This is a genomic window from Acinetobacter sp. WCHAc060042, from assembly GCF_003231195.1.
Lineage (GTDB): Bacteria > Pseudomonadota > Gammaproteobacteria > Pseudomonadales > Moraxellaceae > Acinetobacter.
On record NZ_QKVN01000007.1, the window covers coordinates 1 to 22,229 of the forward strand.

Sequence of the window (22,229 nt, forward strand, 5' to 3'; positions counted from 1 at the left end):
CAGTCAATAAAGTCATGGGCATTGGGTCTAAAATGGACATTGCCATGATGATGCAAAATGTGATGATTGCAGCCAAAGCACGTGGCTTAGACACCTGCCCACAAGCAGCATGGAATCACTTTCATTCTATCGTACTGGGTATTCTTGGTGCATCATCAGATGAAGAATTAGTCGGCGCAATCGCTTTAGGTTATGCAGACCCAGAACACATTGTGAATAGCTTTATCACACCACGGGTCCCCGTAGACGAGTTTGCTGTTTTTTTTAACTGACGAATAGAGATCACAGCTTTCATTTATCAAAAGAGACTGATTACAGTCTCTTTTTTATACATTTAAATATCTCAGACTTAGGCTTTTATCCCTTCGTCTTGCCCAAGTTTGAACACATAATATAAAGCCAGTAACACAAAAATAGCCATGACAATGGCCATATTTAAAAGTGCAGACCAAACTAAGAAATTTAGAATCACGCCACAAAGTAAACCACATGCAAATTGCATACTGCCCATAATAGCACTAGCCGTTCCAGCACGAGCGCCTTGCTCAGACATTGCAATTGCCATTGCATTTGGTCCCGTAAAACCAATCGCTGCAACGGCTAAAAACATACCTGCACACACAACAGATAAAGGTGCTGTTGCCATGCTTCCTGCTATTAACAGCAAAATAACCCCTAACAATTGCAAAGCACTGCCTAATTTTAAACGTTGAAATACATTTAAACTGCGTGCTAAACGTTTATTTAAAGTTGAGAAAAGCATGATGCCAACCGCATTCGCACCAAAGGCATAGGCAAAAATTTGCTGACTCAAACCATACCCGTCCATCAAAATGGCAGCTGAGGCACTGATATAACAAAATAAAACCGCGCCAGCAAAACAACCAACAAACATTGGTCGTCTAAAACTTGGATCTTGGAAAATCGCACTATATAAGTTGAGTACTTGATTGAAATTCAGTTTTAACCGACGCTTTGGATCTAAAGTTTCTTTAAAAAAGAAATGTACACAGCAGAGGCTTCCCAAACCAACAAGCATCAATATGGCAAAAATACTGTGCCAACTACTAAAACTCAGCACCAAAGCACCCAAACTTGGTGCAATAATTGGAGCAATGGTCGTCACAATCATCATACTGGCAAAAGCTTGTGCCGAAGCTTGCATATCCAAACGGTCACGAATTGCAGCACGTGCAATCACCACCCCGACACAACCACCTAGAGCCTGTAACACCCGCGCAGCAATTAAGCTCCATTCACTGTTTGCAAACACACACAGTAAACTGGCCACAATATAAAGGCTCAATCCAAAATACAGAGGCTTTTTACGCCCGATTCGGTCACTTACAGGCCCATAAATTAGCTGCCCAAGAGCCAAACCAAGAAAATATGCAGGCAAGCTGTTAGCAACCATTTGTGTGCTTACCCCGAAGTCATCTGCCATTTGTGGCAAAGCGGGTAGGTACATATCAATAGAAAGTGGGCCCAGTGCCGTCAGTGAAGCGAGTAAAAGAATCCAAGCGTTAGAATATTCCGCTTTTTCCTGTGTAGTTGACATAGGATTAATGTGTTTTTTAAAGGAGAGTTTGCAGACAAGTTTACACGCTCCATAGTATGATTTATACCTGAGCAAGTGAAATTTCACATATTCTCATATTTGAAAATTGTCTAACCCTAAAAGACAGATAAAGGTGCGCTTTGAAAGCATGGCTGACGAGCCTGAAACAGGCTACTTATAATACAACCTTTATGTATAACCTCCGCATGGTCATCACCTTTGCAGGAACCGCTTTTGTACCTTATTTTATGGGGTTCCAACTGGCAACTATTCCACTTACACTGGGTGCAGTTGCAGCGGGTTTAAGCGATATTGATGACCGCTTTTCTGTGCGCATCATGAACTTGATTTATACCTATATTGGTTTTTTCGTCACAGCCACCTCTATTTATTTTTTATTTCCGCACCCGATTTTATTTGCGCTAGGTCTTATTGTTTCCTGTATCGGTTTTATTTTACTGGGTTCATTGGGACGTCGTTATGCAACCATTTCATATGGTTGTTTGGTTATTTCCGTCTATTCCATGCTTGGTGTCGGTCTTTTTGACCAATGGTATATGCAACCTTCGCTTTTAGTCATCGGTGCAATTTGGTATAGCCTGATTTCAACCATCAGTTTTCTGCTTTTCCCAGTACGTCAGGTTCAAGATAACTTATCCAAATGTTATTCGTCTTTGGCCGATTTTCTCTTTGCCAAGTCTAATCTATTCGATGTCGATATGACGCCAAATAGTTATCAACAAAGTATGATTGAGCTGTCTCTGGAAAATGGCAAATTAATTGCGATATTCAACGACATGAAAACCGCTCTACTCACCCGTTTAAAAGGTGACCGTGGGCAGCGTGATACCCGTCGGAGCTTGCAATATTATTTTGTCGCACAAGATATCCATGAACGTGCAGATTCAGCACATATTGACTATCAAAAACTGGCTAAGATCTTTCAGCACAGTGATATCTTGTTTCGCTTTCAACGTATTTTATCCATCCAAGCCAAGGCCTGTAAGGACCTCAGTAGCAGTATATTAAACCGCCAAACCTACGTGCATAATAAACGCTTTAAACATGCATTTGAAAACCTCCGCTTATCTTTAGAAAAGCTCAAAGATGAACAACAATATGACCAAATTTGGGTCAATGCCCTGTTTTCCTTATTTCAAAACTTAAAATCAATTGATGCACAGCTTCGTAACTTAGAAACTGAGCGCAATATTAAATTTGATAAAAGTAAGCACATTGAAAGTCAGCTTAAAGATGATGACCTCAAAGGTTGGGATGACATTGTGGTGCGGATTAAACAAAATCTCACGCCTGAATCCGTACTATTTCGACATGCAATACGGGTTTCGATTGTGCTCTTGGTCGGCTATATTTTTGTTCAAGTAACCAATATTCAATATGGTTATTGGATTTTACTGACCGCTTTATTTGTCAGCCAACCCAACTTTAATGCCACCAAACGACGTTTGCGCTTGCGGATCATAGGTACATTGATGGGCATTCTTTTAGGTTATGCCATCTTGTATTTTGTCCCATCCATTGAAGGCCAATTGGTCATGTTAGTAATCAGTGGTGTCCTCTTTTTCGAACTTCGCAGTAAACAATATGCTCAAGCCACTGGATTTATTACTATTTTGGCTTTAATTAACTTTAATTTAGATGGCATGGGTTACGCCGCGGCACTTCCGCGGATGATTGACACCCTGATTGGCTGTGGGCTAGCGTGGTTGGGTGTGAGTTTTATTTTCCCCGATTGGAAATTTCGTCGTCTCCCCCGCACCATTTACCGCTCCCTTGCAGCGCAATGCAATTATTTGGCTGAAGTAATTGAGCAGTATAAATCTGGGCGCAACAATGGCTTGAATTATCGCGTTGTTCGCCGTGCAGCGCACAATACCGATGCCGAAGTTGCTTCACTCATTTCAACTTTAGCCACAGAGCCTGACTTTGACCCCACTCAAAAAAGTTTGGCATTTGAATTTCTGTGTCTCAATCATACCTTTATCAGTTATATTGCAGCACTGGGTGCACATCGTGAAAAAATTGACGACCCACAAATTTTAGAATTGATGGATCGCGCTTTTGATAATATCCAAGGCGCACTGCTACGTGACGAAATGCCTGATTTAACTGCACAGAATATGCTTCAAACCATTCGTCAACGTTTAAGCCAAAATAATGAAGAAGATCAAAAAGCATTGATCATTTTGCAGCAGCTGTCATTGATGTTTAGCATCCTAAATCAATTCAGTCGTTTGAAGCAAAGTTTGAGCCATGAACGGGATCACGAGGCTACAGAATTAGCTTCATTATAATTTGGGTGATTTTGGAACAATATACTCACTGAAATGCTCTAAATAATGCTAAACTTTTTGCAGTTTTAAATCTGTTACTTTCACTATGACCGCGAAAAATTTATACGCTTATACTTTACAGCCTGTGAACTATGAAATCACTGAGTCTGAACAACGCGATGCTCAATTAAAAATTTGGCGTAGCACAAACAAAATCAGCCTGAAAGCCTGGATCATCATGGGTGCAGTCGTTGCCCTTTCAATCCTCGGCTTAATTCTGCTTAAAAACTATTCCACAATTTTTTGTTGGGTTGCCATAGCCTGTGTTGTAGTCTATCTACTGGTCCGTAAATTCGGCCTAGAATGGTATGTAAAACGCAAAATGAATGAGTTTCCAGTACAGGAAATTAAAGGCATTCGCTTAGGTGTACAACCTCATGGTCTGGTTATGCGCCAACAAATGGGCATGCAGGAAGGTGTCGGTGCAATCAGTTGGAAAGATATTTATGAATGGTACAACACACCTGAGTTCTTATTGATTAAGTTTAAGGTGAAAGGCCAAGAAGGTGCTTACATCCTGCCAAAGCGCATGGATAGTAAAAACTTCTCATTTAATACGATCCGTACGCATTTAAAAGAAACTGTGGGTGAAGCTCAGCCGCTTTAATCGCTTTTTATTTTATAAAAAACCTCCTTATTTGGGAGGTTTTTTATACCCTAAACCTTTAAATATAAATGATAATGAGAATAAATATTAATTGCTAAATCCATAGTATCTTCTCAATCTTCAGGTATAATTCGCGCACAACAAATCGCTCACGATCAAGTCTAGCCATGTTTAAAAAGACATTTTTCCAAGTGCATTGGTTTTTGGGAATCACTGCGGGTCTCATTCTATCTCTTATGGGTGTCACAGGTGCCATCTACTCTTATGAACAGCAAATCTTAAAGTGGATGAATCCTAGCAGCTATACCGTTCAAGCAAGTCAAAACAATAAATTAACCCCTGCTGAGTTGTATCTGTATTTCCAAAAGAATGATCCAAGCATCCAAATTAACAGTATTACCATTGCTCAAGAGCCCACTGCATCCAGTACAGTTAATATTGCGAAAGAAGGTGCACGCCGTGGCTATAACATGATGGTAAATCCATATACCGCCGAAGTTTTACCCGAAATCAAAGGTCGTGATTTTTTTAACTTTATTCAACAACTACACCGCACTTTAACAGTCGGTCCTGTGGGTAAGCAAATCACAGGTGCCTGTACCCTCATGCTCATCTTCTTTGTATTGAGTGGTCTGTACCTCCGTTGGCCCAAGCGTCACTCCATCAAACAATGGTTTTTTGTTAAGCCTAAATTGAAAGGACGCAACTTCATTTGGGATTTACATGCGGTTGTTGGCACTTGGGTGGTGATTTTTTATCTCATCTTGGCCTGTACGGGGCTGTACTGGTCCTATGATTGGTGGCGCGATGGCATGTTCAAAGTGCTTGGTGTTGAACGCCCACAAGCACAAATGCAAGAAGGCCCCCGTCCAAATGCAGGTGTAGTTCAAGGCCCACGCGGCGAACAAACGGGTGCTCGTGGTGGCGAGTCACGTGAGCAAAGTCGTGGCGGCCCACAAAGCGAGCACGCTACACATGGCGAACGTGGGCAAGGTGAGCATAAAGGCTTATCACCTCAACAAGTGCAAATTGCTTTAACCCAAACATGGACAGGCTTTAATGCACAAGTTGGTCGCGACTATTCAACACTGACCTTAAATATTCCGAAAAAGCCAGATGGCACACTTGAACTTTCATTTGTAGATGCAATTCCACAGCATGAGCGAGCGCGAAATTCAGCAGTCTTTAATTATCAAACTTCAAAAATTGAAAAAATGGAGTTATATGAAGAGAAGAAGCTGAATGAAAAAATCATGAGCAGTATGCTTCCTGTACACCGTGGTAGCTTCTTTGGCCCAATTTATCAATTCTTTGCCATGTTCGCATCACTAATGATGCCACTGTTCTTTATAACGGGGTGGATGCTCTATCTGAAACGTCGTAAACAAAAGAAACTAACGCAGCAAGCACGTGGTGGAGCGTTGAATGTTACGGTTGATCCAAATGCGAAACCGTGGCTAATTGCCTATGCAACCCAAACTGGTGTTTCTGAGCAAATCGCTTGGCGTACTGCAACCAGCTTACAAGAAGCAAGACAGCCAGTAAGCGTAAAAGCGGTACAACACTTAACGCTTGATGACTTAAAAACTGCCGAACAAGTACTTTTTATTGCAAGTACTTATGGCACGGGTGAAGCACCTGACTTAGCCAGTAGTTTTGAAAAGAAATTTTTAAATACAACCTTGGATTTGTCACACCTGCACTATGCCGTATTGGCTTTAGGCTCTCAAGAATACCCTGACTCCTATTGTAGTTTTGGGCATCGCATTGACCATTGGTTAAAAGCCAATGGAGCGCATACTTTATTTGCAACCATTGAAGTCAATAATGCAGACAACAGCGATATTCAGCGTTGGAATAGTGCTCTTGCCTCTGCAACTAAACTTGAACTTCAAGCCATGAATATTGATAAAACCTTTGATCAATGGACTTTGGCACAACGTGAAGTACTCAATCCAAACAGTGTTGGCGCACATGCTTATAATATCGAGCTAAAAACCAACTTCGATGTTACATGGCAAGCAGGCGATATTGCTGAAATCCAACCAGGTAATAGCACAGCACGTATCCAAGCATTTATGCAAAAGCATCACATTGCAGCACAGAGCATCGTTGAATCCTTAGCTATTTCGATTGAGCAAGCACTTTGGGATAAAAACCTCAGCACAGAGATTGAGCCTTTTGCCAATTTGGAACATTTGCTGGAACAGTTGAGCCCTTTACCTACACGTGAATACTCGATTGCAAGTGTACCGACCCAACAAGTGTTACGGTTGGTTGTGCGCCAACAGCAAGATTTAGAAGGTGAACTGGGCTTAGGTTCAGGTTGGTTAACCCGACATGCCGAGCTTCAGCAACCTATTGCACTACGTATTCGTACCAATGAATCTTTCCACTTGATCAATGACAACCGTCCTATCATTTGTATTGGTAATGGCACAGGCATCGCAGGTTTAATGAGTCTACTCCATGCACGTACCCGCCTAGACTATACTCAAAACTGGTTGATCTTTGGTGAGCGTCAGCGTGAACATGATTTCTTCTATCAAAGTACGATTGAAGCATGGCAAACCACAGGCATGTTGCAACGCTTAGATTTAGCATTCTCACGAGATCAAGCAGAGAAAGTTTATGTACACCATAAACTGACTGAACAAGCCCATGAGCTTAAAACATGGGTAGAAAAGGGTGCCGTCATTTATGTCTGCGGTAGTATTAATGGGATGGCAACTGATGTTGATACAGCATTGGTAGAAATCTTAGGCGAAGAAAAATTAGATCAACTCCGCCAAGAAGGTCGTTACCGTCGTGATGTTTATTAAACATTAAATCAAGATGAGAAAACCGAGCCACAGTGCTCGGTTTTTTTATATATAAATTTGCTAAAATCCATGCAAAGCCTAAACTCACAAGCCTACATGCAAAAATCAAAAAGAATCATTAGTTTTGTCATCGGTTCATTACTTTTCGCAGATGGCTTGTATTTTATTTTACAACTCCGCTTTGATTTCGGCATTCTCCTGCCTTTGTTTATTGGATTAGGTCTGCTGATTTATGCACTCACCGTCCCTAGGCTTAGGGCTTATATTCAAACCAATAAAATCCGACAATCAATATGGCGTTACACTTGGGCTATTTTCTTGCTATGGATTTGTAGTTTAGCCATTTTCTTTCTCTTTTTAAAATTTTCAAATGAACAAAATACCCCTCATGTCGCTGCACCCGCTATTGTAGTTCTTGGCAGTGGGCTAAAGCACGGTAAACCGAGTCCAACTTTAGCCAGTCGCTTAGATCAGGCAGCTCATTACGTAAAACAATATCCAGAAACTATTATTGTTGTAAGTGGTGGGCTATCTCCACAGCAAAACATCAGCGAGGCCAACGCAATGCGTCAATATTTGGTGGATCAACACCATATTCCAGCCCATCGCATCTACACCGAAGAACAAAGTACCAGTACAGAGTTAAACCTGTTCAATAGCAAAAAGATTTTAGCTCAACAACATATCTCTATTGAACAACCGATTGCGATTGTCACCAGCGATTTCCACATTCCACGTAGTCGTGCGATTGCAATTCGCCAAGGTTATCAATCACCCATCATGATCGGTGCTAAAACACCACTTGAAACTCGCTATAATGCATGGCTACGAGAGTATTTTGCCTTTATTAGCGGTTGGTTACTCAACGAATACTAAAAACAATATATTAATGCAGACGAATATGACGTGGTGAAGGCAATTGTAATTGCTTGAATAAATCAGGCTTTTGTATCGAAAACTGATACAGATAATTTTTAATATCTAATAATAATTTTTCAGGAGCAACCAAAACATTCTGCCCTTCTGGTGTTAAATTCATCGACACTGTCGTATTTTCAACACGTAAAAAAGGAATCACTTTTTCAACCAAGTCCGTTAAACCAATACTCTGAATTTCATAACCCGCCCAATTATCTTTCACTAAAAGCTGTGCTAAGCCTTTACTCTGCCACATCGCAAATGAACGCTGTCCAGTTGGTGTAGCACAGAGTGCCCACCCATCATGATACAACGCCAAAACATGGCCCTGATGCACAATAGTTTCAATAAAAAGGCGATAAACTTGGAGAGGATCGTAAGCAGTATTTTGATTTTTAGATGCAGCTTTGCGTTGATATGGATTTCTCATAAATCTGTCATGTTTTAAAATTATTATTGCACAGAAGTGTATGAAAACAGCTTGAGATAAGCAAGGTTTTTACGACTAGGGAATATGGTGGGCGCTGACGGGATCGAACCGCCGACATTCTGCTTGTAAGGCAGACGCTCTACCAACTGAGCTAAGCGCCCTTGAGAAGTAAAAATAGCATTGCTATTTTTATGATGCAAGAAAGAAATCTTGCTTGATTCCATTTACTAGCACAAGGGATCTAGGAAATGGCGCAGCGGACGGGGCTCGAACCCGCGACCCCCGGCGTGACAGGCCGGTATTCTAACCAACTGAACTACCGCTGCAACGGTAATTGCGAATGCAATTAGGGTCATTAAGCTTTACAGCTTGAATATGGTGGGCGCTGACGGGATCGAACCGCCGACATTCTGCTTGTAAGGCAGACGCTCTACCAACTGAGCTAAGCGCCCTGATTTAAGATTGTCAGTCTTATTTTTCAAATTTAAGCTCAGGAACTTAAATTTAATTGATTCTTTGAATGGCGCAGCGGACGGGGCTCGAACCCGCGACCCCCGGCGTGACAGGCCGGTATTCTAACCAACTGAACTACCGCTGCATCGCAAAAAATCTGGTGGGCGCTGACGGGATCGAACCGCCGACATTCTGCTTGTAAGGCAGACGCTCTACCAACTGAGCTAAGCGCCCTCATTAAGGATTTTGTATAAATGGCGCAGCGGACGGGGCTCGAACCCGCGACCCCCGGCGTGACAGGCCGGTATTCTAACCAACTGAACTACCGCTGCACTTACACAAAGTCACTAATGTGGTACAAACAATATTAAAAATCTTAAGTGGCGCAGCGGACGGGGCTCGAACCCGCGACCCCCGGCGTGACAGGCCGGTATTCTAACCAACTGAACTACCGCTGCACGTAAGATCTTTAACGTAAAGGCTTGGTGGGCGCTGACGGGATCGAACCGCCGACATTCTGCTTGTAAGGCAGACGCTCTACCAACTGAGCTAAGCGCCCTTAACGTCTTTATCGTTTGTGAGGTGCATTATAGAGAATCTTTACAGGCTGTCAAACGCTTTTCGGCCTGTTTTCGTTTTTTTACAATCGAGTGATTAAAAAATAGGTCAAATGGTATAAAAACAAGGATTTTCTGTATGTTATTTAACAGATTCGTCTAATTTATTTTCTTAAACATGCCAGTCATTTTGGCTAAATCACGCAGTTTTGTTAAGTTTTAGCCTTTTGAATTAAGCCTAATAGTATTCAGTAAAATCACTTTGTTTATTTTTAATCCACATTTTAAATTTCAAGTTTATGTTCGGAAATATAAACCAATGCATTGCAATCAATCAGCTCAAATAATTCCATAACATCAGCATTACGCATACGAATACAGCCATGTGACATCGGCATCCCCATTGGCTCGGTATCAGGCGTTCCATGAATATAGATATAACGTTGATAGGTATCGCATCCTTCCCCGCGATTAAAGCCTTCTTCTAAACCACTCAACCATAAAATCCGAGATAAAATCCAATCCCGTTCTGGAAACTGAGCCGCCAAATTGGGATTATAAACCTCCCCTGTCGGCTTTCGAGCAATAAAAACAGCATTTTGTGGTTGCTCAGCGCCATGCTTTTCAGCAATACAATGCCAACCCCGTGGGGTTTTACCACTATTTTCAGTTTCGCCAATGCCATTTTTCCCCGATGAGATCAGATAAAATTTATTCTTTTTAGGCAGTGTTAAAGTCTGTTCAGCTAGATCAATCAAGACGTCTGCATCAGCAATCACATAAGACATCAGTTGTCCTCTATTTGTTTTTTATCTATCAACGTATTTGGTTCAGGGCGTAGCCATAGCCATATTGCAACAATTAACATAGTGGTATTGGTAAATAATTTGACTAAAAATGGCGCATTGGTAAAGAGCATAATCACCCCACTGATCAACATCATGATACTGGCAAACCATTTCGCCTTACGTGGTACAGTCCCATTGGCACGCCATGCCCTTAATGTTGCTCCGTATTTCGGATGATTCAGCAACCAAGCATCCATTTGTGGCCAACCTTTGGATGCAGCCCATGCAGCTAAGATTAAAAAAACAGTTGTTGGCATACCCGGCAAAAGCGCGCCGATAAAGCCTAGGATGACAAAGATCACCACTAAACAACGCCAAAACAACGTTTTCATACCACTTTCCTAAACACTGAATTGCGGTAGTATAAAGTGTTTTTTGGATTTATCCGTTGTCCTTCTGCATATTTCGCTTCTTTTTTAAGGCTCACACATGCATCTCATTTCACAGCATCAATTGTTTGAACCGTGGCTCCAATTTAAACATCCATTGGTTCGTCAGTTGGCTTTTGCTGTAGCAAGTCCAAACATTTTGTCTGCGTTGCCGTTAGAACTCGATATACAACATACTTTTCATTTTCATCCCTCACAGATCTGGCAACAGCACTTTCAAACCTATTTACCTCGCCTTAAACAGCTCGATCAAGACCCGAAAGAACTTGAAGACTTTATGGTTCAACTGAAAAGTACCCGTCTAGGTCTGCGCTTTGAAATGTTCATGTGGTTTTGGTTACTGGATCATCGCTATCATGCATACGTGTTATTGGGGCATAGTATTCAAATCATTGATGGTTCACGTACTATAGGTGAACTCGATTTTCTAATTAAAAATACTGAAACCAATCAAGTTGAGCACTGGGAAGTCGCGTTGAAATATTATTTAGGTGAAACAGATCTGGGCCTAACCACATGGTACGGTTTAAATCGTACTGATACTTTAAACCGCAAACTAAAACACTTTACTCAAAAACAGTTCCAATTCCAGCAAGCTTTAGATACTGACATTCAGATGCGCTATGCTGTTTTAAAAGGACAACTCTTTCTACCCTTAAAAAATAGTTTCGTGGATGTTGGTGATTTTAACCAATACTCTCTTCCACATTGGCTCAATCCTGACCGGCGCTTGGGAATTTGGGGGACTACCATTCCCAAGGCCGATTTAAATTTTTTCCGCCTACAACGTCAAGAATGGATTTGCCCAAATGCTGTGCCAAGTAGTCTCACTGCCCACTGGTGGACCAATGGATTGTATTTACAAAATCAACACAATCAGTTTTATATGTACCGAAATTCGAGTTTGATTTTTACTTGATTTTGCAGAAGTTACTTTATACAAATATACATAAGACTACATATAGTTACCTATTTCATGTAAAACACTGCTACATTTTAATATGTTTATTTTTTAACCTTATAAAACATCAGAACAGAATCATTTGATGACAACACCAAAAATTTTGGAGATAAACATGAAGAAAATTATTGCTGGTTCACTTGTGATGCTTTTTGTTTTAACGGGCTGTAATACAGTTGCTGGCGTGGGTAAAGATGTATCCAAAGTGGGAGATGCTGTGACCAACTCTGCAGATAAGACTGCCGATAAATTATAATCTGTTCTAAACCCACATAGACCTTATCGTTTCGATAAGGTTTTTTTATTGCTAAGTTTCGCATTCTAGACATTAATCGCCTATTATAGTGCCGACTGTTTTATTGACTCTGAAATGCGCATGACCTCTTCTGCTACTCTCGATTTAAGCCTCCAACTTTTACGCCAGCCATCGGTTACTCCAGTTGACCACAACTGTCAAAATATTATGGCTGAACGCTTAGAAAAAATTGGCTTCAATATTGAATCTATGCGTTTTGATGATGTTGATAATTTATGGGCGCGCAAAGGCACTGAGTCTCCTGTATTTTGTTTTGCAGGACATACTGATGTCGTTCCTACAGGCAATTTAGACGCATGGAACTCCGATCCATTTGCCCCTGAAATTCGTGATGGTAAACTCTACGGACGTGGTAGTGCAGACATGAAAACGGCTTTAGCAGCTATGGTGGTTGCCTCTGAACGTTTTGTTGCAAAGCACCCTGACCACAAAGGGTCGATTGCATTTCTGATTACTTCTGATGAGGAAGGTCCATCTATTAACGGCACAGTTAAAGTGATTGAAACATTAGAAGCACGCAATGAAAAAATGACTTGGTGCTTGGTCGGTGAACCATCAAGTACCCATCAATTAGGTGATATTGTCAAAAATGGTCGTCGTGGTTCATTAAATGCCGTCTTGACAGTCAAAGGAAAGCAAGGTCACGTGGCTTACCCACACCTTGCGATTAACCCGATTCATATGGCATCTAAAGCCGTTGCAGAACTTTGCGATACCGTATGGGATCAAGGTAACGAATACTTCCCTGCAACTTCTTTTCAAGTATCTAATATTCAAGCAGGTACAGGTGCGACCAATGTTGTTCCTGGAACGATGACCGTAACTTTCAATTTCCGCTATTCAACAGAAGTAACCGCAGAAGAGTTGAAAGCACGTGTTTTAGAGCTTTTAGACCGTCATGGTTTAGATTACGACATCAAATGGACACATTCAGGTTTACCTTTCCTCACCCCTGTTGGTGAACTGGTCAACTCTGCGAAAAATGCCATACGTAATGTAACTGGAGTTGAAACTGAACTTTCGACCTCTGGTGGTACATCTGATGGTCGTTTTATTGCTCCTACAGGTGCACAAGTTCTTGAACTTGGCGTTTTAAATGCCAGCATCCACCAAATTGATGAACATGTGAATGTCGCGGACCTAGAACCACTTGCTGAAATTTACGAACAAATTTTAGAAGGGCTTTTAGCATAAGACTTTCAATAAAAAAGGAACTCAGATGAGTTCCTTTTTTATTGAGTACAGATTTAAGTAGATAAACCTAAACTTGCCTGAATTTGATTTAAATTAGGGATGTGATACAACTCTTCACCCATACGTACTAGTTGGAACACTGCAGGGTCATTCGCTGGCGTTTCATCATCTACAATTTCAGAAATACGTAAACGAATCGACTTCGGCATCTCATTACACATTAAAGCAAAACGTTGAGACGCATCATCTCCTTCAATCACCAATGCCACACCTTCCGTCTGTTCAGGACGATTCACGGCATAGACGGGTAGATGTAGATCATGCCACTCTACAGTTTTAACCTGCGTATCACTATCGAGTGCAGACAGTACAATATTTTGTGGTAATAACATGGAATTTTTTCCATGGCATTCAATGATATAAGCATCAATAAAACCTGTTGATACCGTAATCAGATATTGCAACTCTTGCTGGCTGATTTGCTCATTCATGGTCTTTGAAACATTTGCATTCATTTATTTACCCCTGCTTTTCAGCAAGTAACTGCTGAATGTTGGCAAGTAATTCTGCTTCTTGGAATGGTTTGCCCATGTAGTGCGTCACACCCAAGCTGAAAGCACGTTCACGGTGTTTTTCACCCGTACGTGATGTAATCATAATGATTGGTAAGTTCTGATGAATTTCATGGTGACGTACCAAGTTGGTCACTTCGAAACCATCCATACGCGGCATCTCAATATCCAGTAACATCAAGTCTGGTTTAACATTCTCGAGTTGCTCCATAGCATCGACACCGTCTTTTGCTGTCACAATATCAAAGCCTTGTCGCTCCAATAAACGTGACGTTACCTTACGCACCGTGACTGAGTCATCCACAATCATGACTAATCGGCGTGTATCTTGATGGCGACCAAAATCACGTTGATCTGTTGCATGCGTTACACGCTTAGTACTGAGGATCTGACGTGCAATATTCTGACCGTCTAGAATCAAACAAACATGTCCATCACCAAGAATCGTCGCACCCGCAATTGCACCGATGCTTGCAAACTGTTGACCGATTGGTTTTACAACAATTTGTGCACGCGAACCAATCAACTGATCAACCAATAATGCAATCGTTTGTCCACTGTTCCCTTTAATTAAAAGTACTGGTAGTGAATGACCAATATTACTCAAACGAGGAATCGGCTGATTAGACAAGAACTCAGAGAGATAACGTAGTTTATAATTTACACCATCAATTTTGAATTGGTCATCTTTACTATGGAAATAAGTATCTAAAGCCGTTGGAGCAATACGTACAATACGGTCAATCTGTGCCAATGGAATCGCATATTGTTGATCACCTGCTTTCACCATCAGGGCATCGCTCACCGCAACCGTGGTCGGTACGCGAATAATGAAGGCTGTGCCAGAGCCAATTTCCGATTCAACAGTAACATGCCCACCTAGCGCCTTAATTTCACTTTGTACAACATCAAGACCTACACCACGGCCAGAAATTTGCGTCACTTCTTTAGCCGTACTGAATCCAGGGTGGAAGATAAACTGTAAAATCTCCTGTTTATCTAGTACTTGGTCGGCTTTAATTAGGCCTAAGTTTAATGCTTTGGCTTTGATCGTACTTTCATCAATACCCTTACCATCATCTTTGAAGGTAACGATAACATCTGTTCCTTGGCGGCTAATGTTGAGTTCAATTTGACCAGTCACTGATTTTTTCGCAGCAATACGCTGTTCCGCATCTTCAATACCGTGGTCAATCGCGTTACGCAACATGTGCTCAAAAGGCGTAACCAACCGCTCAAGAATAGTACGGTCTAATTCACCTTCTGTATTGTGTACGATCAAGTCTGTCGGACGGTTCAAAGTCGATGCCGTCTGACGCACAATACGTTGTAAGCGCGGCAGCATACGTGAGAATGGAACCAAACGCGTACGCATTAAACTTTCTTGGATTTCTGCCTGAATGCGTGACTGTTGTAATAACAAGCCTTCAGCATCACGAATTTTCTCAGCCAAAGTGCTCTTAAAGTCAACCAAATCCGAAGCTGACTCAGCGAGAGATTTAGATAATTGATTCAACGATGAATATTGGTCCATTTCCAATGGGTCAAAGTCTGTATAACGCGAATTCTCAGAACCATGCTTCGCGATAATTTGGCTCTCAAGCTCACCTTCCATTCGACGCAACTGATCAGCCAAACGTTTAATGGCAAGTTCCATCTCGTTTAAGGTATTGCCAAGTTGACCTAAGTCCATCTCAATACGCGAACGGTTAATCGCATTTTCACCTGATAAATCAATCATTTTCTCAACCAAATCGGCTGAGATACGAATCATCTCATTACCACTATCCAAGTGAGTTGTTTCTTTCCACTCACCCATCATAGCTGGCGGTTCAGTGCCATCACCCTGTACAAACTCAAAACTTGGCGCTGCATTGAGCAAATCTATTTGCGTTACACGCGTCGGCAATTGGGCAATAACATCGACATAGTCAACAGATGCCAAACTATTTTTCAGACCATCATAATTACTAAAATCACGTTTGAAGATGGCTTGCTTCAACCAGACAAACGCAGTTTGCAATAATGGGTCATAAACATTAGAACTAAAATTATGTACCGCAAATTGCTCAAAAATTGTTTCAAGTTCATAAGCAATTGCAGCAACTGGTTCGTTCTCTGCCATACGTGCGCCACCTTTTAAACTGTGGGCAGCACGTTGTAATTGAAGTAACACACTACGGTCACTACGCTGTTCAGTCCATTGCTTCAGTAAGCCATCGGTGGACGCTAAAATTTCTTCAGCCTCTTCCAAGAAAGTTTCTTCAACAATTGATGAAATACTTGTATCGTCAGTTTCATCCGTAGTTATAGCAACAAATTGCTCAGACGCGAGCACTTCACCTGATTCAACTGGCACAGACAAGTCTGCATCAAGTGTAATTGATTCACCCAAAGGAAGTGCTTCGTTCTCAGGGAAAGTTTCTGCATCAAAATCCATCGTCAATGAAGTCTCATCATCGCTGGTCTGCACAGCCACATCCTCAACCGATGCAATTGCCTCAGCTAGAGGTTCAGTAGCCGTCACAACCGTACCATCAACCAAACTTTGGATATTGTGTAAGACATTGATGGTTGCTGTGGCTGGATAATCGACTTTCTCTGTTCGAATAACTTGAATACGGTCTGCGACATCATCCTGCACCAAACGAATGATGCTAATCAACTGTGGTGTTGTTTGAATTTGCTGACGAATCACACGCTCATAAATAGATTCTAATTCATGCGCAATTGAACCAATAAATGATGCAGAAATCATATTTGCACCACCTTTTAAGGTATGCAAATAACGCATTAAATTATTGAGTGCAGTTGTATCATTGCCATTTTTAGACCAAGTATTAAGATCTTGGTCCATACCCATCAATAATTCTTCGGCTTCTTCTAAGAAGATATCCAGTAAATCATCATCAAAGTCAGTATTTGAAGTGTTCGATTGTTTGTACTGATGATCGGACGCAATCTGTTGCGAAATTTGTGCAAGATCAAAACTTGGTTGAGACGTATTGCTCGCTACAATGCCTTCATCAACTGGCTCTACCGTTGCAGCTTCTACAGATTCTATATCTTGTTGTACAAAGGCTGCTAAATCATTCAACACTTTATAAACATCATCGGTAAGGATGACACGTTGACCAGCAGCTAAGGTATCGAATAAGTGGATAAACTCTTGATGTGCCTGACCAAATAACTCATACGCATAATCCACATTGAGTAATTCTGGCTTTTCCAGTAAGGCTTGATAACTTGCATACAACTCAGAGGTAAACTCATGAATCCCTTGTGCAGCACGGTTATTTGTAAATTCTACCAGTTGTTTCGCTTGCTCACTCAAGTGCTGAATATATTCTGGATACTCTGCTTTTGCACGCTGATCAAACTCAAATTCTGTATCCAGTAAAAGATCAATATTTAATTCGATTAATTTTGAAACCATCCCTTGAGGGTTCAGTTCATTATCTATCTCTTCAAGACTAAAGCCATAGTTATCCCAAGCCGTACTAAAAGTTGAATAAATGACTTCAAGCTGCTCGTTACTACCACGCCCAAGAACATGTAAATAATCACGTACAAATTCGGCATACTGGGTGAGTAACGAAATTTCCTTAGAGGTTGAAACAATTTCTTCTTGCACCAGTGTTTTAAATAGATTTTCAACTTTTGAGCTAGCATTAAATACATGCTCAATTTGCGCCATAGACGAGCTACCACGCAAAGTATGTAAGGCACGGATTAACCCATTGTAATCTTGTACTTTAGTTTCATCAGCATTTAGGAATTGATCAATCGTCTCTAAGTGATCTTCCGCTTCTTCAATGAAGATCGACAATGTTTCCTCAAGAACTTCGTGTTCCGGATGATCAGAATTGATTGCAGCCTCTTCAAATTCAACGACACGCTCAATGCCTTCAGCATCACCAAGCTCCAACCCTGTTAATACATCATAATCATTTAAATGATTAGATAACTGTAGGAGCTCTTCTAAGGCAGGTTCTAAACTCTGATTTTGCTGTAACTGTTGACCAATTAAGACGAGAGGTCGCAAATCTAGCTCAGTTTGTTCGACATTCTTAAAAATGGGATACAGTTTATATTGATAAATTTTAAATACTGTTTTAGCAAATTTCTGAATTGTGGCAGAGATGGGCACTACACCTGAAATCACACGATTCAAGGTATCTTCAACTGCCCATGCGGTTTCGCCAGCTGACTTTGCTCCCACCATCCGACCAGACCCTTTTAAGGTGTGGAAATGACGACGAATACTCACCAATGTCTCTTGATGTGTTGGTTCAGCGTACCACTTTTCGAATAATGGATCTAATTCAACGAAAATTTCTTCAATTTCTTCAACAAAAATTTCAAGAATTTCTGCATCTTGATCTAGATAACTATCTTCCGGAAGCGTTGTCGTTTCAACTAAATGTTTTAATATTTCTTTCATAGCTAGGCTTCTTGCGTTGTCAGCTACCCAAAACAGGTGCATAAACTTCATTATAACCATCACCAGAAACCTGACTTTGTAGACAAAGCCGGTTTAAGCTGATGTGATATCCTGATTTCGGCATGCCACTCAAATTTTGAGTCACATGCCTCCCCCAAAGCAAATGCTTAATCAGGTAATTTAAAGTCAGTTACAGACTCACGTAATGCTTCTGCCATGTTGGCAAGTTCGGATACCGAACGTGCTGTATCGAAAGTCGCACTCGTTGTTTGTGAGGTAATTTCTTGTACGACATTCATCGTCGTTGCAATATGACCTGCAGACGCTGACTGAAGTTTTGCAGCATCAGAAATGCTTGCAATCAATTTCGCCAAGTTACCTGATACGTTCTGAATCTCATCCAGTGCAACACCAGCATCTTTAGACAAGTTGGCACCGCGTACAACCTCAGACGTGGTTTGCTCCATTGAAATTACAGCTTCGTTGGTATCGGTCTGAATCGTTTTTACCAGTGTTTCAATTTGCTTTGTCGCTGAAGCTGAACGTTCTGCAAGACGCTGTACTTCATCTGCAACCACGGCGAAACCACGGCCTGCTTCACCAGCCATAGATGCTTGGATCGCTGCGTTTAAAGCCAAGATGTTCGTTTGGTCTGCAATATCGTTAATTAAGGCAACGATGTTACCAATTTCTTGAGAAGACTCACCCAAACGCTTAATACGTTTAGAGGTTTCTTGAATCTGTTCACGAATGATATCCATACCTTCAATTGAACGGTTTACAACATCAGCACCATTTGCTGCAATTTGTACAGAACGTTCTGCTACCACGGCTGACTCTTCAGCATTCGAAGATACTTGGTCAATGGACATTGCCATTTCATTAATCGCAGCAGATGCGCCCGCAATTTCTTGCGCTTGGTGTTCTGATGCTTCTGCCAACTGGTTAGTAATACCTTGTGTACTTGCCGTATATTGCGCAACCTCTTGAGAAGTTTCTGTAATACGAGATACTAGGTCACGTAACTGGTCAATCGCAAAGTTAATGGAGTCAGCAATGGCACCTGTAAAGTCTTCAGATACTGTCGCATGCGAACGTAAGTCACCATCTGCAAGGTCGGCAATCTCATCCAGCAAACGTAGAATCGCGTTTTGGTTACGGTCATATTCATCTTGAAGACGTGATACACGTTTTTTATCTGACTCGCCACGAAGTACAAGTAATTTGAATACACAGAACAAGAATGCGATCAACGCTAAAATTAGACCCAATGCAGGAATCGCAATCGCTAAACCAGTACCACCTGACAACTTATTCAAATTGGTTAGTAACGTGTCTGATTGTTCAAAAATAGATGATGATGCTTGACGTACTTTAACGATTTGAGATGAGTTTTTTAGTACTGTTGCCGCTGCAGATTTCAATACATCATCATATTCAGACTGAATACTGGTTAGAGAGTCGCGCATTTCAGGATCATTAATCCGTTCCACACCTAAGTCAGCACTGCCATTTAACTGCGCATTTAGGTAAGAAGCGAAAGTTTCTGTATCTGAGCTAAAGTCATCTGCAGATTCACGTGAGTTGTCTGAACCCGTCAATACCGAACCAATCGAACGAAGAATACGTTCAGCAATGAATACTTGGTTCTTTGCAATCACGACTTGGTTGGCTGGCACATTTTGACGTGCCATTTGGTCAACCATTAAGTTATATTCGGCCTGAATACCAGGAATTGTTTCACTAATTGCGATGTTGGTATCATACAATTGATTAATAATTTTTTGTTGTGATGCAATTAAATCAATATTTGCAGAAACTTTCGTCCACTGCGCATCTACTTCACGTAGCGCATCTGTACTTGCATGAATATCTTTAACAATTTCTAGGTTTTCAGCAAACGACTTTTGCGATTCGGTCAATTTTTTAATCGCTTCAGGCGTACCTGATGCTGTAGCTTCTGTCGCTTGACGTGAAATGGTTTGAGATAAAAGTCGTAACTCACCCACACTACGGGTAAATTCGTTATTTCGCGGTACGCTATAGAATAGGTACAACAGTAGGAAAATTGCTAAAACAATACAAAATGCTGCACCCAAAATTAATGGCTTGGACTTTTCACTATCACCAAATACACGTGAAAACTGTTCCGTCTGCGATTGAATTTTTGCTACTAAAGCATTTCCACCTGAGCGGTTCGTGCTTCCATCTGTATTTTTCTTTTTAAGTTTAAAGCCCATGCAGCTTCTCCCCGATTTACGCCCTTATATTTTCGTGCGCGACAATGATATTAATTTATAAATTTTATAGATGCGTTCATATACTTTGGATTGTCTAATAAGCGACTGAATAAGAAAACATGCCATTGTTGGTTATGTTGATGGAAATACCCTTGGCAATATTCTTTTAAGTTTTGATCTAAATCATCATGCTTAGAAAAAAAACTCTTCTTATTAAAGTGCTGAATCCCCAGAACCTGATCTACAACTAAACCGACATAGTGGTCATTGTGACTTATACAGAGTACTTTTTGAGTTGGTGAATACGTACTACGATGCCCCGACATGTAATGCGCCAAGTCAGCAACAGAGAGTAAACGTCCTCGAATATTTGCCAAACCGACAACCCAAGGTTGGGTATTTGGCACTAAAGTATATTTCGGAGGATAAATAACCTCTGCCACCTCACCTAATGGAGCAACAAAATATTGCCCCATCATTTCAAAAGCAATGCCCGACCAGCGGTTTACCTCATTTTCGTTTGAAACGTAGTTTTTATTGCCACGTTTAGCAAGTCGAAGTAATTCGATAAATCCATTTGCTGCCATAGAGCTTATCCTGCATTCAGGTGTTGCTTAATCACATCAATCAATTGGTTTTCATCAACAGGCTTAGTCAAATAATCACATGCCCCCTGACGCTTACCCCATACACGGTCAGTTGCCTGATCTTTAGTACTGACAATCACCACAGGAATGTGTTTTGTGGTTGCACCACGCGCAATTTGACGTGTTGCCTGGAAACCATTGACGCCTGGCATCACCACATCCATCAACACTAGATCAGGAAGTTCTGCCTGTGCCATGGTCACACCATCTGCACCATTTGACGCTTCAATCACCTCAAAACCGTGCTTCCCCAAAATTTCTTTAAAGCGGAATGTTTCAGTAGGTGAGTCATCCACAATTAAAATACGTGCCATAAATTTCCCCAATTACACTTATATTATTTATGCCGAAACGTGGTTACGAATCGCATTTAATAATTCATCTTTACTAAATGGCTTTGTTAAATATTCATCTGAACCTACGACACGCCCTTTGGCTTGGTCAAATAGACCATCTTTGCTAGAGAGCATCACGACAGGAATGTTTTGATAATTCTGTGAATTCTTGATTAATGCACATGTTTGATAGCCATCTAGACGCGGCATCATGATGTCGACAAATACAATATCAGGATTTGCTTCTGCAATTTTTGACAATGCTTCAAAACCATCTACAGCAGTCACAACCTCACAACCTTCGCGTTGTAATAATGTTTCGGCTGTGCGACGAATAGTTTTTGAATCATCAATGACCATCACTTTAAGATTCTGGAATTTATCGTCCATTTAATATGACCCTTCCCATTTTTAGAATGTTTGTAGAAACAGATTCGTAGACGTTTTACAAGTTACGTACACTTTTAACATATATTTACTTATATTTTCAACGAACAGTTTCAGCATAAAACCACACTTCATCTCCTTTTTAAGAACGGCTTCACACTTTCCGACACACGTCGATTTTTTTTTGACTGATTATA

18 protein-coding genes and 8 tRNA genes are annotated in these 22,229 nt (G+C 41.0%); 8 read left to right on the top strand and 18 right to left on the bottom strand.

The genetic code is table 11. The features are described from left to right. On the top strand, nt 1-272 hold a 272-nt coding region (locus tag DPG01_RS04345), incomplete at its 5' end, for a nitroreductase family protein (RefSeq protein WP_171327351.1). A 77-nt stretch (nt 273-349) separates the two neighbouring features. Here the strand turns inward: DPG01_RS04345 and DPG01_RS04350 are convergent. Further along, nucleotides 350-1,558 (bottom strand): multidrug effflux MFS transporter, encoded by a 1,209-nt coding sequence (locus DPG01_RS04350; protein ID WP_086208504.1) that lies wholly within the window; start codon nt 1,556-1,558, stop codon nt 350-352. A gap of 140 nt (nt 1,559-1,698) precedes the next feature. Between DPG01_RS04350 and yccS the strand changes: the two genes are divergently transcribed. The 4 genes from yccS to DPG01_RS04370 all read left to right on the top strand — a co-directional run bounded on the left by yccS (nt 1,699) and on the right by DPG01_RS04370 (nt 8,217). After that, nucleotides 1,699-3,873 carry a YccS family putative transporter gene (yccS, locus tag DPG01_RS04355; protein WP_110974304.1) on the top strand — a complete coding sequence of 725 codons (2,175 nt, stop codon included), beginning with the start codon at nt 1,699-1,701 and terminating at the stop codon, nt 3,871-3,873. Between the two features lie 85 nt (nt 3,874-3,958). Then, complete coding sequence (locus DPG01_RS04360; protein WP_086208506.1) at nt 3,959-4,519, top strand: YcxB family protein; 561 nt, start codon at nt 3,959-3,961, stop codon at nt 4,517-4,519. Nucleotides 4,520-4,686: 167 nt separating this feature from the next. After that, nucleotides 4,687-7,341: a PepSY domain-containing protein gene (locus DPG01_RS04365; RefSeq protein ID WP_110974305.1), complete on the top strand. Its 2,655-nt coding sequence runs from the start codon at nt 4,687-4,689 to the stop codon at nt 7,339-7,341. A 69-nt stretch (nt 7,342-7,410) separates the two neighbouring features. Beyond that, nucleotides 7,411-8,217, top strand: a complete 807-nt coding sequence (locus tag DPG01_RS04370; protein ID WP_228156961.1) for a YdcF family protein — start codon at nt 7,411-7,413, stop codon at nt 8,215-8,217. 10 nt (nt 8,218-8,227) lie between these two features. Here the strand turns inward: DPG01_RS04370 and DPG01_RS04375 are convergent, their stop codons facing one another. The 11 genes from DPG01_RS04375 to DPG01_RS04425 form a co-directional block, all read right to left on the bottom strand. Beyond that, entirely contained in the window at nt 8,228-8,689 is a 462-nt protein-coding gene (locus tag DPG01_RS04375) for a DUF2750 domain-containing protein (protein ID WP_086208508.1), read from the bottom strand. 85 nt (nt 8,690-8,774) lie between these two features. Continuing rightward, nucleotides 8,775-8,850 (bottom strand) — tRNA-Val (locus DPG01_RS04380). A gap of 88 nt (nt 8,851-8,938) precedes the next feature. Then, nucleotides 8,939-9,015 (bottom strand) — tRNA-Asp (locus DPG01_RS04385). Nucleotides 9,016-9,065: 50 nt separating this feature from the next. Then, nucleotides 9,066-9,141, bottom strand: a tRNA-Val gene (locus DPG01_RS04390). A gap of 69 nt (nt 9,142-9,210) precedes the next feature. Next, nucleotides 9,211-9,287 (bottom strand) — tRNA-Asp (locus DPG01_RS04395). 13 nt (nt 9,288-9,300) lie between these two features. Next, nucleotides 9,301-9,376 (bottom strand) — tRNA-Val (locus DPG01_RS04400). Nucleotides 9,377-9,397: 21 nt separating this feature from the next. Further along, nucleotides 9,398-9,474: transfer RNA gene (locus DPG01_RS04405), tRNA-Asp, on the bottom strand. A 49-nt stretch (nt 9,475-9,523) separates the two neighbouring features. Beyond that, nucleotides 9,524-9,600 (bottom strand) — tRNA-Asp (locus DPG01_RS04410). Between the two features lie 25 nt (nt 9,601-9,625). After that, nucleotides 9,626-9,701 (bottom strand) — tRNA-Val (locus DPG01_RS04415). A gap of 282 nt (nt 9,702-9,983) precedes the next feature. Continuing rightward, nucleotides 9,984-10,487 (bottom strand): cell wall-recycling L,D-carboxypeptidase ElsL, encoded by a 504-nt coding sequence (elsL, locus tag DPG01_RS04420; RefSeq protein ID WP_086208509.1) that lies wholly within the window; start codon nt 10,485-10,487, stop codon nt 9,984-9,986. Next, entirely contained in the window at nt 10,487-10,879 is a 393-nt protein-coding gene (locus tag DPG01_RS04425; protein WP_004694474.1) for a YbaN family protein, read from the bottom strand. The genes elsL and DPG01_RS04425 overlap by 1 nt, the downstream gene beginning before the upstream one ends. A 97-nt stretch (nt 10,880-10,976) precedes the next feature. Here DPG01_RS04425 and DPG01_RS04430 point away from each other — a divergent pair, with 97 nt between their 5' ends. The 3 genes from DPG01_RS04430 (at nt 10,977) to dapE (ending at nt 13,407) form a co-directional block, all read left to right on the top strand. Further along, on the top strand, nt 10,977-11,855 hold the full coding sequence (locus tag DPG01_RS04430; protein ID WP_110974306.1) for a DUF1853 family protein: 879 nt from the start codon (nt 10,977-10,979) through the stop codon (nt 11,853-11,855). A gap of 157 nt (nt 11,856-12,012) precedes the next feature. Continuing rightward, on the top strand, nt 12,013-12,153 hold the full coding sequence (locus DPG01_RS04435; protein WP_086208511.1) for an entericidin A/B family lipoprotein: 141 nt from the start codon (nt 12,013-12,015) through the stop codon (nt 12,151-12,153). Between the two features lie 120 nt (nt 12,154-12,273). Continuing rightward, the gene (gene dapE / locus DPG01_RS04440; RefSeq protein WP_110974349.1) at nt 12,274-13,407 is read left to right on the top strand and encodes a succinyl-diaminopimelate desuccinylase; all 1,134 of its coding nucleotides are present in this window, start codon (nt 12,274-12,276) and stop codon (nt 13,405-13,407) included. Between the two features lie 53 nt (nt 13,408-13,460). Here the strand turns inward: dapE and DPG01_RS04445 are convergent, their stop codons facing one another. The 6 genes from DPG01_RS04445 to pilG all read right to left on the bottom strand — a co-directional run bounded on the left by DPG01_RS04445 (nt 13,461) and on the right by pilG (nt 22,035). Further along, nucleotides 13,461-13,922: a hypothetical protein gene (locus DPG01_RS04445; RefSeq protein WP_086208513.1), complete on the bottom strand. Its 462-nt coding sequence runs from the start codon at nt 13,920-13,922 to the stop codon at nt 13,461-13,463. 4 nt (nt 13,923-13,926) lie between these two features. Then, nucleotides 13,927-18,423: an Hpt domain-containing protein gene (locus DPG01_RS04450; protein ID WP_110974307.1), complete on the bottom strand. Its 4,497-nt coding sequence runs from the start codon at nt 18,421-18,423 to the stop codon at nt 13,927-13,929. A 167-nt stretch (nt 18,424-18,590) separates the two neighbouring features. Continuing rightward, the gene (locus DPG01_RS04455; protein WP_086208514.1) at nt 18,591-20,663 is read right to left on the bottom strand and encodes a methyl-accepting chemotaxis protein; all 2,073 of its coding nucleotides are present in this window, start codon (nt 20,661-20,663) and stop codon (nt 18,591-18,593) included. Between the two features lie 50 nt (nt 20,664-20,713). Then, nucleotides 20,714-21,250, bottom strand: a complete 537-nt coding sequence (locus DPG01_RS04460; protein WP_086208515.1) for a chemotaxis protein CheW — start codon at nt 21,248-21,250, stop codon at nt 20,714-20,716. A 5-nt stretch (nt 21,251-21,255) separates the two neighbouring features. Then, the gene (locus DPG01_RS04465; RefSeq protein ID WP_004694491.1) at nt 21,256-21,624 is read right to left on the bottom strand and encodes a response regulator; all 369 of its coding nucleotides are present in this window, start codon (nt 21,622-21,624) and stop codon (nt 21,256-21,258) included. Between the two features lie 27 nt (nt 21,625-21,651). Further along, nucleotides 21,652-22,035 (bottom strand): twitching motility response regulator PilG, encoded by a 384-nt coding sequence (pilG, locus tag DPG01_RS04470; protein WP_086208516.1) that lies wholly within the window; start codon nt 22,033-22,035, stop codon nt 21,652-21,654. Nucleotides 22,036-22,229: the final 194 nt, after the last annotated feature.